This is a genomic window from Glycocaulis abyssi, from assembly GCF_041429775.1.
Taxonomy (GTDB): domain Bacteria; phylum Pseudomonadota; class Alphaproteobacteria; order Caulobacterales; family Maricaulaceae; genus Glycocaulis; species Glycocaulis abyssi.
Genome location: NZ_CP163421.1, coordinates 1767619 through 1781693, shown reverse-complemented (window position 1 = coordinate 1781693; position 14075 = coordinate 1767619). Strand labels below are relative to the sequence as shown.

At 64.9% G+C, this 14075-nt stretch carries 12 protein-coding genes; 8 read left to right on the top strand and 4 right to left on the bottom strand.

Annotation, left to right across the window (positions count from 1 at the left end):
• Nucleotides 1–4 precede the first annotated feature (4 nt).
• On the bottom strand, nucleotides 5–1483 hold the full coding sequence (locus AB6B38_RS08710) for a peptidoglycan DD-metalloendopeptidase family protein (RefSeq protein ID WP_371392465.1): 1479 nt from the start codon (nucleotides 1481–1483) through the stop codon (nucleotides 5–7).
• Between the two features lie 242 nt (nucleotides 1484–1725).
• On the opposite strand from AB6B38_RS08710, the gene AB6B38_RS08705 reads away from it, so the two are divergent.
• Nucleotides 1726–1947 carry a hypothetical protein gene (locus tag AB6B38_RS08705; RefSeq protein ID WP_371392464.1) on the top strand — a complete coding sequence of 74 codons (222 nt, stop codon included), beginning with the start codon at nucleotides 1726–1728 and terminating at the stop codon, nucleotides 1945–1947.
• 66 nt (nucleotides 1948–2013) lie between these two features.
• Complete coding sequence (gene chpT / locus AB6B38_RS08700) at nucleotides 2014–2685, top strand: histidine phosphotransferase ChpT (RefSeq protein ID WP_371392463.1); 672 nt, start codon at nucleotides 2014–2016, stop codon at nucleotides 2683–2685.
• Nucleotide 2686: 1 nt separating this feature from the next.
• On the opposite strand, the gene AB6B38_RS08695 is transcribed toward chpT, so the two are convergent.
• The gene (locus tag AB6B38_RS08695) at nucleotides 2687–5698 is read right to left on the bottom strand and encodes a YadA-like family protein (protein WP_371392462.1); all 3012 of its coding nucleotides are present in this window, start codon (nucleotides 5696–5698) and stop codon (nucleotides 2687–2689) included.
• Between the two features lie 153 nt (nucleotides 5699–5851).
• Here AB6B38_RS08695 and AB6B38_RS08690 point away from each other — a divergent pair, with 153 nt between their 5' ends.
• The 6 genes from AB6B38_RS08690 to AB6B38_RS08665 all read left to right on the top strand — a co-directional run bounded on the left by AB6B38_RS08690 (nucleotide 5852) and on the right by AB6B38_RS08665 (nucleotide 12518).
• Nucleotides 5852–6838 carry a helix-turn-helix domain-containing protein gene (locus tag AB6B38_RS08690; RefSeq protein ID WP_371392461.1) on the top strand — a complete coding sequence of 329 codons (987 nt, stop codon included), beginning with the start codon at nucleotides 5852–5854 and terminating at the stop codon, nucleotides 6836–6838.
• Between the two features lie 153 nt (nucleotides 6839–6991).
• The gene (locus AB6B38_RS08685; RefSeq protein ID WP_371392460.1) at nucleotides 6992–9691 is read left to right on the top strand and encodes a chemotaxis protein CheW; all 2700 of its coding nucleotides are present in this window, start codon (nucleotides 6992–6994) and stop codon (nucleotides 9689–9691) included.
• Nucleotides 9692–9702: 11 nt separating this feature from the next.
• Nucleotides 9703–10158 (top strand): chemotaxis protein CheW, encoded by a 456-nt coding sequence (locus AB6B38_RS08680; RefSeq protein ID WP_371392459.1) that lies wholly within the window; start codon nucleotides 9703–9705, stop codon nucleotides 10156–10158.
• Between the two features lie 22 nt (nucleotides 10159–10180).
• A complete protein-coding gene (locus AB6B38_RS08675; protein ID WP_188452733.1) occupies nucleotides 10181–10546 on the top strand; it encodes a response regulator in 366 nt (121 codons plus the stop codon).
• Between the two features lie 14 nt (nucleotides 10547–10560).
• Nucleotides 10561–11679 carry a chemotaxis response regulator protein-glutamate methylesterase gene (locus AB6B38_RS08670; RefSeq protein ID WP_371395085.1) on the top strand — a complete coding sequence of 373 codons (1119 nt, stop codon included), beginning with the start codon at nucleotides 10561–10563 and terminating at the stop codon, nucleotides 11677–11679.
• Nucleotides 11679–12518 (top strand): protein-glutamate O-methyltransferase CheR, encoded by an 840-nt coding sequence (locus tag AB6B38_RS08665; protein WP_371392458.1) that lies wholly within the window; start codon nucleotides 11679–11681, stop codon nucleotides 12516–12518. The genes AB6B38_RS08670 and AB6B38_RS08665 overlap by 1 nt, the downstream gene beginning before the upstream one ends.
• A gap of 5 nt (nucleotides 12519–12523) precedes the next feature.
• Here the strand turns inward: AB6B38_RS08665 and AB6B38_RS08660 are convergent, their stop codons facing one another.
• Both AB6B38_RS08660 and ctrA read right to left on the bottom strand, forming a co-directional pair.
• Nucleotides 12524–13090 (bottom strand): tetratricopeptide repeat protein, encoded by a 567-nt coding sequence (locus AB6B38_RS08660; RefSeq protein ID WP_371392457.1) that lies wholly within the window; start codon nucleotides 13088–13090, stop codon nucleotides 12524–12526.
• A gap of 238 nt (nucleotides 13091–13328) precedes the next feature.
• Complete coding sequence (gene ctrA, locus AB6B38_RS08655; RefSeq protein ID WP_371392456.1) at nucleotides 13329–14024, bottom strand: response regulator transcription factor CtrA; 696 nt, start codon at nucleotides 14022–14024, stop codon at nucleotides 13329–13331.
• Between the last annotated feature and the right edge of the window lie 51 nt (nucleotides 14025–14075).

The following is a 14075-nucleotide window of genomic DNA, read 5'->3' as shown; positions in this document are numbered from 1 at the left end:
CCGTTTACGGACGGGCGCTCGCCCCTGAACCGGCGCTGGCGCGGCGCTCCTCGCCACGCTCGGCCACCAGAACGGGCTGGGGCTCTTCCTCAGCTGCGGGACGGGCCTGATCGCGCAGGGCGATGATCCGGTCACGCTCGGTGTTGAAAATGCCCAGCTCATCCGCTTCCAGACGGCGGCCCGTCGGCAGGTCCAGGCTCATCGGGTTGAGCGGACGGCCATTGAGATGCACCTCATAGTGCAGGTGCGGGCCGGTGGAGGCGCCCGTCGTGCCGACATAGCCGATGGTCTGGCCTTGCGTGACGCGCGTGCCGGCACGGATGCCGCGCGCAAATCCGTTCAGATGGGCATAGACGGTCTGATAGCCGTTGGAATGGCGCAGGCGGATATAGTTGCCGAACGTACCGAACCAGTCTGCGCGCTCCACGGTGCCGTTGCCGGCCGCATAGATCGGGGTGCCGGTCGGGGCGGCGAAGTCTGTGCCGTTATGAGGCCGGTTGGTGCGGCGGATCGGGTGGAAGCGCATGCCGAACTGGCTGGAGATGCGCGCGCCATTGATCGGCATTTTCATCAGCAGGCGGGCCGCGCTTTCGCCCTCGGCGGTGTAGTAGCCGATATCGCCATCAGGCGCTTCATAGCGGAAATACTCCAGCGGACGCCCGCGCCCCTCGAAGGTCATGTAGAGGATGCGGCCGGTGCGGATCACCTCGCCTGCGCGGTTGGTATAGCGCTCGAACACGATGTCGAACGTGTCGCCATAGCGGATGGTGCGAAAATCCACCGCATGACCCAGAACGAGCGCCATGTCGGTGACGATACGGTCGGTGGCCCCAGCGTCCAGCGCGGCCGCATAGAGGCTGGAGGAAATCTCGCCGCGCGCGCGCACGATCTCGCGCTCCACGGTCATCACCGCCTCGCGGGTGCGGTACTGACCGTCAGCGCTGCGCGCCACGGTCAGCGTGCGCTCACTATCAGGACGGAAGGAAATGCCGGTCAGCGTGAGGCCGTCATCCTCGTCAGCGGAAATATTCTGTAGCGGGCTGCGCTCGAAAAAGAGATTGAGCGTCTGGCCGGCGCGCAGCGAGCGGGCCGGATAGACCGGGTCCAGCGCGGCAATCGCGCGCGCGGCATCAATGCGGCTGGCACCAGCCTCGGCCAGCACGCTGGCAAAGGTCTGGCCCGAACGCACGGTCACTTCCGCCGCCATCAGGACCGGGCAATCAATGCAGTTGGCGAACACGGCATGTTCGGCCATCACCATGTCATCAAGCGTGGGCGCAGTTTCAGCAGCTTCGGCCATGAGGGCCGCACCTGCCGGATCAAGCTGGTCCAGATCGGGGGCGGCCGCGGAGGCCGAACTGCCTGTCATGGTCCGGCTGATGAGTATGGCCGCCACTAGCAGCAGGGCCATGGTCAGCGTGGCAAAGAAAACCAGCGCACGGGAGCGGTGGGCGTCAGCGAGGCGGACGTCAAAACCGGACATGCGTAATATTTCCCTCTTCCCGCGCGGTTGTTTTCAGCCGCCAGTCCAGCAAGGCAAGATGCAGGCCAACATCACCCCCCGTGACATGCTGTCATCTTTCCCGGACCGTGCCGGAGCGGCACATACACTGACAAGGACGAATCGTCTTGCCAAGGGGGGATGTGTGCCCCAGGCAGGGTTAATGTCTCCCTTAACCATAATGCATGTTATGCATCCCGGCGCGGCGCACAGGAAGGATATTTATGAAAACCTGGCTTTTGGCGGTGGTTCTGGGCGCGATGCTCATTGGCGCAATTGCGCTATCGGCGCGGCTGTGGATGAGCATGGACAATGCAGTTGGCGGCCATGGCTGGGCCGCTTTGGTCATCGGCGCGGTGCTGACCTTTGTGGTGGGGGCGGGCCTGATGGCGCTGGTCTTTTTCTCGTCCCGGCGCGGCTATGACGAGGATGATCGCGAGCCTTAGGGCACCCGGGAGGTGCCGCATCCGCGTTAACCCTTTCGCGATCGAGAATCGGATAATGCTGCGTCCATGAGCACGCAAAACACACCCTCCGCCACCGAGCTTGCCGCGCTTTTGTGCGCCCGGCTCTGCCATGATCTTGTCAGCCCTGTGTCCGCGCTCGGCGCGGCCCTGTCGGTGCTGGATGATGAAAACGCCGCCGACATGCGCGATGATGCCATCGAGCTGATCCGCACCGGCGCCAATCAGGCGCATGCCAAGCTGGAATATGTGCGTCTGGCCTTCGGGGCAGGGGGGTCCCGCCCCGGCAGCATCGATACCAGCGAGCTCAAACGCCTGGCCGAGGCGATGTTTGCCAGCGCCAAGCCGGAGCTGGTGTGGAAGGTGCAGGCGGCGGGCCTGGACAAGCCGGCCGCGCGCGTGCTGCTCAATCTGGTCTGGCTGGCGGTGGATAATGTCCCGCGCGGCGGCACCGTCACGGTCGAGGCATCGGCCAGCGAGGGCGGCGATAGCCGTCTGCGCATCGTCGCCGCCGGACCGCGCGCACGCATTGACCCCAGCTATATCGAGGCGCTGGCAGGCCGGGCAGGCGAGGACGGCTATGATGGCCGCTCCATCCAGCCCTATTATGCCGGGCTGGTCGCGCGTGAAAATGGCGGCCGGGTGGAGGCCCGCGTGGAAGAAGAGCGCATTGAATACATCGCTCTGCTCGCCCCGCAGGCCAAGGCCGAAGCGGCGTAAGCTACCAGCCCCAGCTGACCCCGGCCCGGCCAGCCACCGCGCCGGTGCGCGTGCCGGTGCCGACACCGATATTGACGAACATGTTCTCGCGCGCGCGGCCGATGGCGCCGAAGCCGACCGCGTTGGAGCCGTCGAAGTGTCCAAGATTGGCCGAGACTGCGAAGGTCTGACCCGGCTGGATCACCTGCGCGCCGCCAAGCGCCAGCGCCACGGCGATACCATCAGCCTGCGTACGGAAGCGGTCATCGGTGCGTGCCGCGCCTTCCTCCAGCTCCTCAATGCGCCCGAACCAGGGCTGGATATCCATCGTGGCCAGATTGCCCGCCGCATCGGAGGTGACCATGTAGGCCGTCCCGCTTTGGGCGGCACGGCTGGCAGCGGAATTGATCCCGGCCAGCGTGTAGGTGTTGGACGCCGACCCGATGGCCACTTGCCCGTCCCGCGTCGTGGCCACGCCCTGACCGATGGCGATGGAATTGTCGAACGCCGCCGAAGCGCCCTGACCCAGCGCCATGCTGTTAGCGCCCGATGCCACCGCCGCTTGCCCCAGCGCCACGGAGAGATTGCCGGTGGCTGCGGCATTACCGCCAATGGCAGTGGAGTGCTGGCCGGACGCCTGTGCCTGAAATCCTACGGCAGTTGAAGGATCGCCCGTCGCTGATGCGCCCACACCATACGCCGTATCCCCGTGGCCGGTCGCCTCAGAGCCGGGACCAGTGGCAAGATTGGTGTTGTCGCTCGTGGTGCCGCCGGTGACATTGCCCTGGCTGAGAGCGGCCAGCTCGCCCATCGCGTCCTGCAGCGCGCCCTGCAGGGCGGCCAGTTGTGCTTCCAGCGCGGCAATGCGCGCCTCCTGCGCCGGGTCGCCCGTACCACCACCCGGACCGCGTCCGCCCGAAGACTTCAGATCGGCAATGTCTGTGGTGTTCTCTTCGACCTGTGTATTCAGCGCACCAATGGCTCCGCCGACATTGTTGAAGCTGTTGCCCAGCACCACATATTCTGGCGCGCCGAACACCCCGCCCGCAAAGCTCGCCCCGCCGCCCAGAGCCGCGGCTATGGGTGCAAGGTCAGCCCCGCCGCCGCCGGCCATGGCTGCATTGAGCTGGCGCAGATTGACCGCATCGGTATCGTCCGTGCCATCAGCGACATGGACCAGCAGGCGTTCATTACCAGACGAGCCGAAGGAGACACTGTCCTCCCGGCTGGCGACTGAACCCGCACCGATGGCTACCGCATTGTCCGCCGTCGCCTCGGACAGATAGCCGAGCGCTGTCGATTCCGGCCCCGTCGCCATCGCATAGGTGCCTATCGACAGGGCGCTGAACCCCGGCGACCATGCATAGCTCCCCAGGGCCATGGCACCGTCTCCAGAGGCATCTGATCCATTGCCAAGCGCAATTGTGTTCCAGTCGGTGGCGCTGGAGAAAAACCCGATGGCAATGGAGCCATAGGCGCTGCCCGTCTGTGCCAGCGTGCCGACCGCGATGTTGGCGAGCCCGCCCGCATCAGCACCCCAGCCAATGGCCAGCGCATCGACCGCGCCTGCATTCGGTGCCGCGCGCGGGAAATCCGGATCGTTGAAATGGGCCAGCGGGACGGACCCGCCTGCCGAGCTCAGGGCCAGATTGAGCTGACGCAGATTGACCGCGTCAGTGTCCTCGGTGCCGTCCGCTACATGGATGAGATTGCGCTCATTGCCAGTTGAGCCGATCGCCACCGTGTAGGCCCGGTCCGCCACGGCCTCGAAGCCGATGGCCGTTGCCCCTTCCGCGCTGGCAATGGAGCCGTAACCAAACGCGCTGCTATAATCGCCGCTGGCCAGGCTGAACGCGCCAAAGGCGCTGCCCTGAATGCCGGATGCAATGTTGAAATACCCCACCGCGCTGCTCTGGAAGCCCTGCGCCTCATTAAAGCCGCCAAGGGCATGGCTTTCCTCGCCGCTGGCCGTGTTCGTATAGCCGACCGCGCTGCTGAAATTCGCGCTCGTCGTGTTTTCGTAACCCAAGGCAACGCTGTTATCGCCGCCCGCCAGATTGAGGAATCCAAAGGCACTGGCGAAATCGCCTCCTGCGGTCGTGCCTACCCCGAAGGCGGACGAAGCCTCGCCTTCCGCAATCACGCCCGTGCCAACGGCGGCGGAATAGCGGCCACGGGCGGAGGTCAGCTCGTCGTCCGGCTCAATGAGCCCGTCCCCGTCGCGGTCATACCAGCCGCCGACGGCCAGAGCGCCGACGGCGTCAACGCCGGTTGTGCTACGGAAACCGAAGGCGCTGCTATTGTCCCCTTCAGCGGTGTTTCTGTATCCAAAGGCGCTGGCGCTCCAAGCATCGGCTATGTTTCTGAAGCCGAACGCCGAGGATTCGTCATTGGACGCCTCATTCTGGACGCCAAAGGCGCTGTTGAAAAGCCCATCCGCCGAATTCAGGACCCCGAAGGCGGCGCTGAATTCACCCGAGGCGGTGTTACGGGTGCCAAAAGCGCTGCTGTCAGCGCCGGTGGCCAAATTCACGTGGCCAAATGCGCTGCCGCGCGGACCACTGGCGCTGTTGCCAAATCCAAACGCGCTGCTGCGCGACGTACTTGCCGAATTGGTGTAGCCAAAAGCACTACTGAATTCGCTCGTGGCAGAGTTCAAACGTCCGAATGCGCTGCTTGCATCGCCGCTGGCAAGGTTATTTCTGCCTACGGCGCTGCTCGTCGGACCGCTGGCGACATTAAACATGCCGAATGCGCTGCTGGAACTGCCGCTGGCGATGTTTGAATAGCCAAAGGCGCTACTGAAGGTGCCGCTTGCCAGATTGAACTGGCCATAGGCGCTGGCGCTGGTCTCGCAGGCAGCATTCCCGGTGCCGTCCTGCTGGCCCGGCCCGGTTGTGCCGTCAGTACACTCTTGTGCTGTCTGCCCGGCCGCCTCTGCCGCCAGCGCCAGCGGCAGAAGGGCTGTAGTGGTCAGGATGGCCCATTTGATGCGCAGCGCACCGTTGGCGCGCGGCTTGATGATATCCGGCATGGTTTCTTGCTCCCGCTTGAGGCGCGGCGGACTGGCCCGGTGATCCCCCCACCTGGGACACGCGCAAAGCGCGTCTGCCCGCAAAAGGTGACGCCCCACCTTTGCGCTCTATAATCAGTCCCTTGAGGCTAGCGGTTCACGAGCCTTGCTGCTGTGCTGGAAGCGACAAACCTGCTTGACGCAAACGACAATCTGCCCGGCGGCTGGTTCTGGTCGACAAAGGGTCTGGACGGGCCTGCAGCGCTGGAGGCCTGGCGCCGCCATGTCGCCGACATGGCCCTGCCCATGCGGGTGGAGGCCGAGGCAAAACCCTTCCATGCCAGCATGCGTGTACGGCCGTTCGGCCCGGTCATGCTGATCGAGGTATCGGGATCACCCCAGCGCCTCATCCGCGATGCAGACCTCATCAGCGCCGAGGCGCGAGGCGTGTGTTTCGTATCCACCATGACAAGCGCCCATGGCTGGCTGGTGGCCAATGGCACGCGGATGGGCGTGGATCGCGGACGGGTCACCTATGTGTCGGGCGATACGCCCTACACGCTTGATTTCGACGAGACCTTCACCTTTGTCAGCGCCATGGTCCCGGCGGAGGATTTCGAAGCGCTCACGCCGCGCCATGTACTGGCCCATGGCGGTGAGATCGCGCCGCCAGCCGGGCCGGCAATTGCCGCGCTCTTGACCGCCCTGCTGGCCGAAGCCGGCCCCGCTCCGCACGAAAACCGGCTCTATACCCATTTTCTCGGCATGACGGCGGCCAGCATCGATGCCGGGCTGGAACCTCTGGCCGCCAGCCGCGTGGAGCGCGACCGGCTCTTGCTGGGCCGGATAAAGGCCGATCTTGCCACCCGGCTTGCTGATCCGGTACGCGCCGATGGGGAGGCGCTGGCGGCAAGGTTCAACATCACGCCGCGCAAGCTGCAACGCCTGTTCCAGAGCGATGGCACCACCCTGACGGGATGGATCAGGAACCAGAGACTGATGCGCTGCGCGCGCGATTTGCGTGACCCGCGCTACGCCAGCCAGTCTGTCACCGATATCGCCAGCGCATGGGGCTTTACCGAGCTGGGCTATTTTTCGCGGGCCTTCAAGGCAAGCTTCGGCGCTACGCCTAGCGACTGGCGCGCCGGCGGTGACGATTGAGCGCATTTCCTCCCTGCCAGGGCGGCCCTTGACGAACGGTCTGCCAGCCAAACGATACGTTAACCCTGTCCATGTGATTTTTGTCCCCGATCACACTTGCGTGCCTTGCGCACCGCGCCTGCGTCCAGCGGGCAATCAGGGGACGGGTTCACCATGGATGAGCTGATTGGCGAATTTCTGGCCGAAACGGCAGAAAGCCTTGATACGATTGACGTCGAACTGGTGAAGTTCGAATCCGACCCGACCGACCGGGCCACGCTCGACAATATTTTCCGCCTTCTTCACACCATCAAGGGCACGTGCGGATTTCTCGGCCTGTCGCGCCTTGAGGCGATTGCCCATGCCGGTGAGACCCTGCTGGGCAAGTTCCGCGATGGTACGCTGGTTGCCGATAGCGCCGCCGTGACGCTGGTCCTGCAATCGCTCGACCGGATCAAGCTGGTGCTGGGTGGTCTGGAAGAGACGGGCAGCGAGCCGCAAGGCGACGATTCAGAGCTGATCGCCGAGCTGGAAGCGCTGGCGATGGGCGAGAGCGCAGCGCCCGCTCCGGCACCGGAACCCGAACCTGAACCCGAGCCTGAGCCGGAACCCGTTATCGAAGCTTCTGACGAAGGCGGCGAGGCGTTCGACGCTGATCTGGGCCGTCCCTTGCGTCCGGGCGAGGTGTCGCTGGCTGATCTTGAGGCCGCCTTCATGTCCGCCGAAGGGCCAGAGCTGGCCAATGCTACGGCTGACGACGAGGAGGCTGATATCGAGGACGAGGCCGAGCCGGTTGCCGCCGCGCCTCTTGCCTCTGCGCCTGCCGCATCGGCCAAGGCGCCAGCTGCAACGGAGGCTGATGCGCCGAAGTCTGAGGGCGTGCGCGCGCAATCGACCATCCGGGTCAATGTGGATGTGCTCGAAACCCTGATGACAACGGTGTCCGAGCTGGTGCTGGCCCGTAACCAGCTGCACCAGATCGTCCGCGAAACCGAAGATTCCGCCCTGAAAGGCCCGCTGCAACGCCTGTCATCGGTGACCGGCGAGCTGCAGGACGGGGTGATGAAGACGCGCATGCAGCCCGTCGGCGATGCCTGGCGCAAGCTGCCGCGTATCGTACGCGACACCCAGCAGGATCTGGGCAAGAAGATCCGCCTCATCATGGAGGGCGAGGAGACCGAGCTCGACCGCCAGGTGCTTGAGCTCATCAAGGATCCGCTCACCCATATGGTGCGCAACTCCGCCGATCACGGCGTTGAAATGCCTGATGTCCGCGCCGCAGCGGGCAAGCCTGAGCAGGGTACGATCCGCCTGTCCGCCTACCATGAAGGCGGCGCGATCATCATCAGGATCACCGATGACGGGGCCGGTCTCGACCCGGAGAAAATCCGCGCCAAGGCGCTCGAAAAGGGTCTGGCCACGCCTGAAGAGCTCAGCTCCATGAGCGAGCAGCAGATCCAGCGCTTCATCTTCGCTGCCGGTTTCTCCACCGCCGCCAAGGTGACGAACCTGTCTGGCCGCGGCGTCGGCATGGATGTGGTGCGCACCAATATCGAACAGATTGGCGGCTCCATCGATCTCACCTCCGAGGTCGGCAAGGGCACCAGCTTTGCCATCAAGATTCCGCTGACCCTCGCCATCGTTTCGGCGCTGATCGTGAAGGCAGGCGATGCGCGCTTCGCCCTGCCGCAACTGGCCGTGCGTGAGCTGGTGCGCGCCGGTGAGGGTTCGGCCCACTCCATAGAGTCGATGAATGGCGCGCGCATGATCCGCCTGCGCAACCGGCTCCTGCCGGTAGTCAGCCTGAATAATGTTCTGGGCCTGCCCGAAGAAACGTCCAGTGATGCCAGCCACGGCTATGTCGTGGTCATTGAGGCGGCGGGACGCAAGCTCGGCGTGGTCGTCGACGATGTGCTCGATACCGAGGAGATCGTGGTCAAGCCGCTCTCGGCCCAGCTGCGCGGCATACAGGTCTATTCCGGCGCGACATTGCTTGGTGATGGCTCGGTCATCATCATTCTCGATCCCAATGGCCTCTCCCAGCAGCTGGCGCACTCCACCGAGGAGACGCAGGTTTCCGAGGACGCCGCCGCCAGCAGCATCGATCCCTCGCGCCAGCGCCTGCTTCTGGTGCGCGCAGGCGAGGACGATGTGAAGGCCGTGCCGGTCAGTCTTATTACCCGGCTTGAAGAGTTTGACGGCTCCACCATCGAGATCGTCGATGCGCGTCACGTGGTGCAGTACCGGGGCCGCCTGCTGCCGCTGGCCCACGCTTCGGGTGTGGACGAGTTCAAGCGCGAAGGCCGCCAGGCCGTGCTGGTCTTCTCCGAGGAGGACCGCTCGGCCGGTGTCGCGGTCGATGAAATTCTCGACGTGGTGGAAGAAACGCTCGACCTGCAAATGGGCTCTGAACGCCCCGGCGTTATCGGCTCGGCCATTATCAAGGGCCGCGCGACCGAAGTGCTCGACATTGCCTGGCACATGGAGCGGGCCTGGTCTGGTTCGCCGCAGCGCCCCGCGCGTTCGGGCCGCCACCCGATCCTGCTGGTCGAACCTGATGCCTTTGCCCGGCGCATGATGGCGCCCCTGCTGGCCGCTGCCGGTTATGACGTGACGGTCGTGGGCGGCCTGCATGAGGCACGCGACGCTGCCCAGATGGGCGCGCAATACGCCGCGCTGGTGGGTGATCCGGCGGCGCTCGACACGCTGGCCAGCGAAGGCCACTGGGCCGATGTGCCGCGCCTTGGGGTCAGCGACCGCGCGAGCGGTGGGCATGGCGAAGGCATGGTGGCGGTGATGCGCCCGGCTGACAGGGGCGGGCTGATCGCCGCGCTCGACCGGGCGGCACGCTCCGGCGAAACACGCGCGGCTTAGGAGAGACGATCATGGCACTCGATTATCAGACCAGCCGTGAATTTGTGACGGTGCGCATCGCAGGCCAGCTGTGCGGCGCGCCGGTCAGCGAAATCCGCGAAGTGTTCGCGCCGCAGGCCATCACCCCGGTACCGCTCGCGCGTCCGGAAATCGCCGGCCTGCTCAATCTGCGCGGCCGCATCGTGACGGTGATTGATGCGCGCATCCGCCTTGGCCTGCCCGCGCGCGAGGCCGACGCGCCGTGCATGTCACTGGGGCTGGAGCGGGGCGCGGAACTGTTCGGCGTGCTCGTCGATGAGGTCGGCGAGGTGCTGCGTCTTGGCCAGGACACGTTCGAGCCGGTACCCGCTCATCTCGACCCGCGCTGGCGGGCCTTGCTGTCCGGCGTTCACCGTCTGGAAACCGAATTGCTGGCCATACTGGATATGGACAGGCTGATCGCCGCCGACATGGCGATGGCGGCCTGACGCGCGAAAGGCAAATAGGGCAATGAAAACCTGTCTGGTAGTCGATGATAGCCGGGTGATCCGCAAGGTGGCCCGTAAAATCGTGGAAGATCTCGGCTTTGCCTGCGAAGAGGCCCAGGACGGGAAGATGGCGCTGGACCAGTGCCGCAAATCCATGCCCGACGCGATCCTGCTGGACTGGAACATGCCGGTGATGAACGGCATTGATTTCCTCGTCACGCTGCGCGCCGAGCAGAATGGCAAGCGCCCCGTCGTGGTGTTCTGCACCACCGAAAATGACATGTCCCATATCACCCAGGCTTTGCGTGCCGGGGCCGACGAATACGTGATGAAGCCGTTCGACGGCGACATTATCGGCTCCAAATTCGCCGAAGCCGGGCTGGTGTGAGCTTGGCCGTCGCAATGAACGCCGCCGCCAATCTTCCACCCGGAGCCACCCCCGGAACCCTGCCGCGTGTACTGGTCGTGGACGATTCCGCCGTGGTGCGCGGGCTGGTGGCGCGCTGGATCGAGGCTGATCCGCGTCTGGCGCTGGCGGCCACCTGTTCGGATGGCGAGCAGGGGGTAAAGCGCGCTGGCGAGCTGCAGCCTGATCTGGTTGTCCTCGACATTGAAATGCCGCGCATGGACGGGCTGACCGCCCTGCCGCAAATTCTCAAAGCGGCGCCAAAAGCGCGCGTCATCATGGCCTCCACCCTGACGCAAAAGGGTGCGCAGGTTACGCTGCAGGCGCTTTCCCTTGGCGCGGCCGACTTTGCGCCCAAGCCCGATACCAGCCGCATGGGCGGGGCGGAGAGCTACCGCGTTGAACTGCTCGACAAGCTGGCCGTGCTGGCCCCGCGTTATGCGCCCCATCGCCCTGTTGGCACTGTCCGGACCTCAGCTGCGGCAATGCCGGTCGAGAGCGGTGCCGTTCCGGCGCCTTCGGGGCGCGAGCTGCCATCGCGCATCGATCTTCTGGCCATCGGCTCGTCCACGGGCGGGCCGCAGGCCCTGCGTCAGGTGATAAACAATCTTCCGGCCTCGATCCGCATGCCGGTGGTGATCGCCCAGCACATGCCCAAAGTGTTCACCGCCATTCTGGCCGAGCATCTGTCGCGTGAGGGACTGCCCGCGCGTGAAGCCAGCGATGGTGAAACCCTCAAAGCCGGCCATGTCTATGTGGCGCCGGGCGATTTCCACCTGACGGTGGAAGGCACGCCGGGCCAGTTCCGCGCCAGGCTGGACCAGAACCCGCCGATCAATTTCTGCCGTCCGTCTGTCGATCCGCTGTTTGAAAGCTGCGCGCGCGCAGCGGGCAAGAATTTGCTGGCGCTTGTCCTTACCGGTATGGGCTCTGATGGCCGCGGCGGCGCGGGCCATGTGCGCAAGGCCGGTGGCGGCGTGATCGTGCAGGACCAGGCATCCAGCGTGGTCTGGGGCATGCCCGGCGCCGTCGCCGAAGCGGGCCTTGCAGATCTTGTGCTGCCACTCAACCAGATCGGACCGGAACTCGCCCGCCGGCTGACAGGAGCGCGATAATGCTGAGCGAACCCAAATACAAATTCCTCGCCGCCGAGGTGAAGAAGCGCTCCGGTCTCGTTCTGGGCCCGGAGAAGGGCTATCTGATCGAGAGCCGCCTGGCCCCGCTGGCGCGCGCCGAGGGCCTGTCCGGCCCTGAAGCGGTTGTTGATGCGATGATGCGCGGCGATCAGCGCCTGTGCGCCGCAGCCTCCGAAGCGCTGGCCACGCACGAAACCTTCTTTTTCCGCGACAAGACGCCGTTCGAGCTGTTCAGCGAGGTGATGGCGCCGGCCCTGCGTCAGGCGCGCGGCGGACGTGCGTTGAAGATCTGGTGCGCCGCCGCCTCCACGGGGCAGGAGCCTTACTCGCTGGCCATGCTGATCCGTGAGACGAGCGGGCTTGGCGCCTCAATCCTCGCCACAGACATGTGCGCCCACGTTCTGGAAAAGGCCAAGGCCGGACTTTACAGCCAGTTCGAGGTGCAGCGCGGCCTGCCCATCCAGCGCCTGGTCCAGCATTTCGAACAGAGCGGGGATAGCTGGCGGGTAAAACCGGAACTGCGCGAGATGATCCGGTTTGAACCGGGCAATCTGCTGGACGACTTTTCCCGCTATGGCGCGCAGGACATCATCTTCTGCCGCAATGTGCTGATCTATTTCGATGTCGAGGCGAAGGCGAAGATTCTCAACCGCCTTGCCGCCCTGCTGCCGCCCGATGGCTATCTCGTGCTGGGCGCAGCTGAAACGGTTGTCGGGCTGACCGACAGCCTGAAACCGGTTCCCGGTCAGCGCGGGCTCTATGTGCGCAACCAGCCTGACACGCAGATCGCTCCGGCGGCCGCGCGCGCAGTGGCGTAGCGCCGCTACCCGTTCACCGGCGCTCTGACCACCTCATAGCGCTCCAGTTCGCGCAAGGGCAGGTTCCAACCCGGTGCCAGCTCCAGCGCCTGCTGGAAGTCGGCATAGGCTTGCGGGTAAAGCTCGCGCGCGTCCAGCGCCAGAGCCCGGTGATAATAGGCTTTATGCGCCTCGCGGATATTCAGCTCCAGCGAACGGGTGAAATCGGCTTCGGCCAAGGCATATTCCCGCGCGGCGAACCGGGCGATCCCGCGATTGAGCCAGGCTTCGGCCAGCTGTGGCTGTATGCCCAGCGCGCGGTCATAGGCTGCCAGCGCTTCATCGGAGCGGCCTGCGTGCATCAGCAAGATGCCCATATTCACTTCGGTGGCTGCGCGGTCGCGCCGTGATAGCGCGTCCTGGGCCAGAGCGGCCTCGCATAGGGCCAGGCCCGTGCTGGCGCGGCTGGTCACGCTCATGGCCGCCTCGTAGCAGCCACGTGCCTGGCTGGTACCGATAGTGACGACCGATTGTGCGGTTGCGCTGGCCGGAGCGATGATGGCGAGAGCGGCAAGGCTGATCAGAAAACGCATGTCTCTACCTCCTGTTACAAGGGGCGAGCGCTTGGTTCTGTCAGCCGTCCGGGGGCAGGTGAGGGGATGCAAAGCCCCCGTCCGGGGCTGCCCTGTAACACAGGCAATATAGCACGGGCGCCGGGTGTGGTTAATTGCAAATCGGTCCTTGCGGGCGGCGCCCCGGTCTCACTGCGCCCAAGGAAAAACCCCGGCGCGGGGGCCGGGGTTTTTCCGTGTCAGTTCAGGCAGCGGGGCGTTACGCCGCGCCTTTTTCCTCGACGGGATCGCGCAGCACATAGCCACGGCCCCAAACGGTCTCGATCGGGGCTTTGGAGCCGGTGGCCGCTTCCAGCTTCTTGCGAAGCTTGCAGATGAAGACGTCGATGATCTTCAGCTCCGGCTCGTCCATGCCGCCATAAAGATGGTTGAGGAACATTTCCTTGGTGAGCGTCGTCCCCTTGCGCAGGGAGAGCAGCTCCAGCATCTGGTATTCCTTGCCGGTCAGGTGAACGCGCTGCTGGTTCACTTCGACCGTCTTGGCGTCGAGATTCACCGCGATATCGCCGGTGCGGATGATCGACTGGCTGTGACCCTTGGAGCGGCGCACAATGGCGTGGATGCGCGCGATCAGCTCTTCCTTGTGGAAGGGCTTGGTCATGTAGTCGTCCGCGCCCGAGCCGAGGCCGCGCACCTTGTTATCAATGTCGGCATTGCCCGACAGGATAAGGATGGGCGTATCTACCTTGGCAAGGCGAAGCGTTTTCAGGACGTCAAAACCCGGCATGTCCGGCAGGTTCAGGTCCAGAAGGATGATATCGTAGTCGTAGAGCTTGCCGAGATCGACACCCTCTTCGCCCAGATCGGCCGTATACATGTTGAAGCCGTCGGACTTCAGCATCAGTTCGATGCCCTGCGCTGTCGCGCGATCATCCTCGATGAGCAGTACCCGCATCGGTCCCTCTCCGCAGCCGCTCGCGCGAATCACCTGATCCCGCGCGTCGTC

Coding starts and splice junctions, on each gene's coding strand:
- AB6B38_RS08710 (WP_371392465.1), bottom strand. CDS start 1,483: ATGTCCGGTTTTGACGTCCGCCTCGCTGACGCCCACCGCTCCCGTGCG.
- AB6B38_RS08705 (WP_371392464.1), top strand. CDS start 1,726: ATGAAAACCTGGCTTTTGGCGGTGGTTCTGGGCGCGATGCTCATTGGC.
- chpT (WP_371392463.1), top strand. CDS start 2,014: ATGAGCACGCAAAACACACCCTCCGCCACCGAGCTTGCCGCGCTTTTG.
- AB6B38_RS08695 (WP_371392462.1), bottom strand. CDS start 5,698: ATGCCGGATATCATCAAGCCGCGCGCCAACGGTGCGCTGCGCATCAAA.
- AB6B38_RS08685 (WP_371392460.1), top strand. CDS start 6,992: ATGGATGAGCTGATTGGCGAATTTCTGGCCGAAACGGCAGAAAGCCTT.
- AB6B38_RS08680 (WP_371392459.1), top strand. CDS start 9,703: ATGGCACTCGATTATCAGACCAGCCGTGAATTTGTGACGGTGCGCATC.
- AB6B38_RS08675 (WP_188452733.1), top strand. CDS start 10,181: ATGAAAACCTGTCTGGTAGTCGATGATAGCCGGGTGATCCGCAAGGTG.
- AB6B38_RS08670 (WP_371395085.1), top strand. CDS start 10,561: ATGAACGCCGCCGCCAATCTTCCACCCGGAGCCACCCCCGGAACCCTG.
- AB6B38_RS08665 (WP_371392458.1), top strand. CDS start 11,679: ATGCTGAGCGAACCCAAATACAAATTCCTCGCCGCCGAGGTGAAGAAG.
- AB6B38_RS08660 (WP_371392457.1), bottom strand. CDS start 13,090: ATGCGTTTTCTGATCAGCCTTGCCGCTCTCGCCATCATCGCTCCGGCC.
- ctrA (WP_371392456.1), bottom strand. CDS start 14,024: ATGCGGGTACTGCTCATCGAGGATGATCGCGCGACAGCGCAGGGCATC.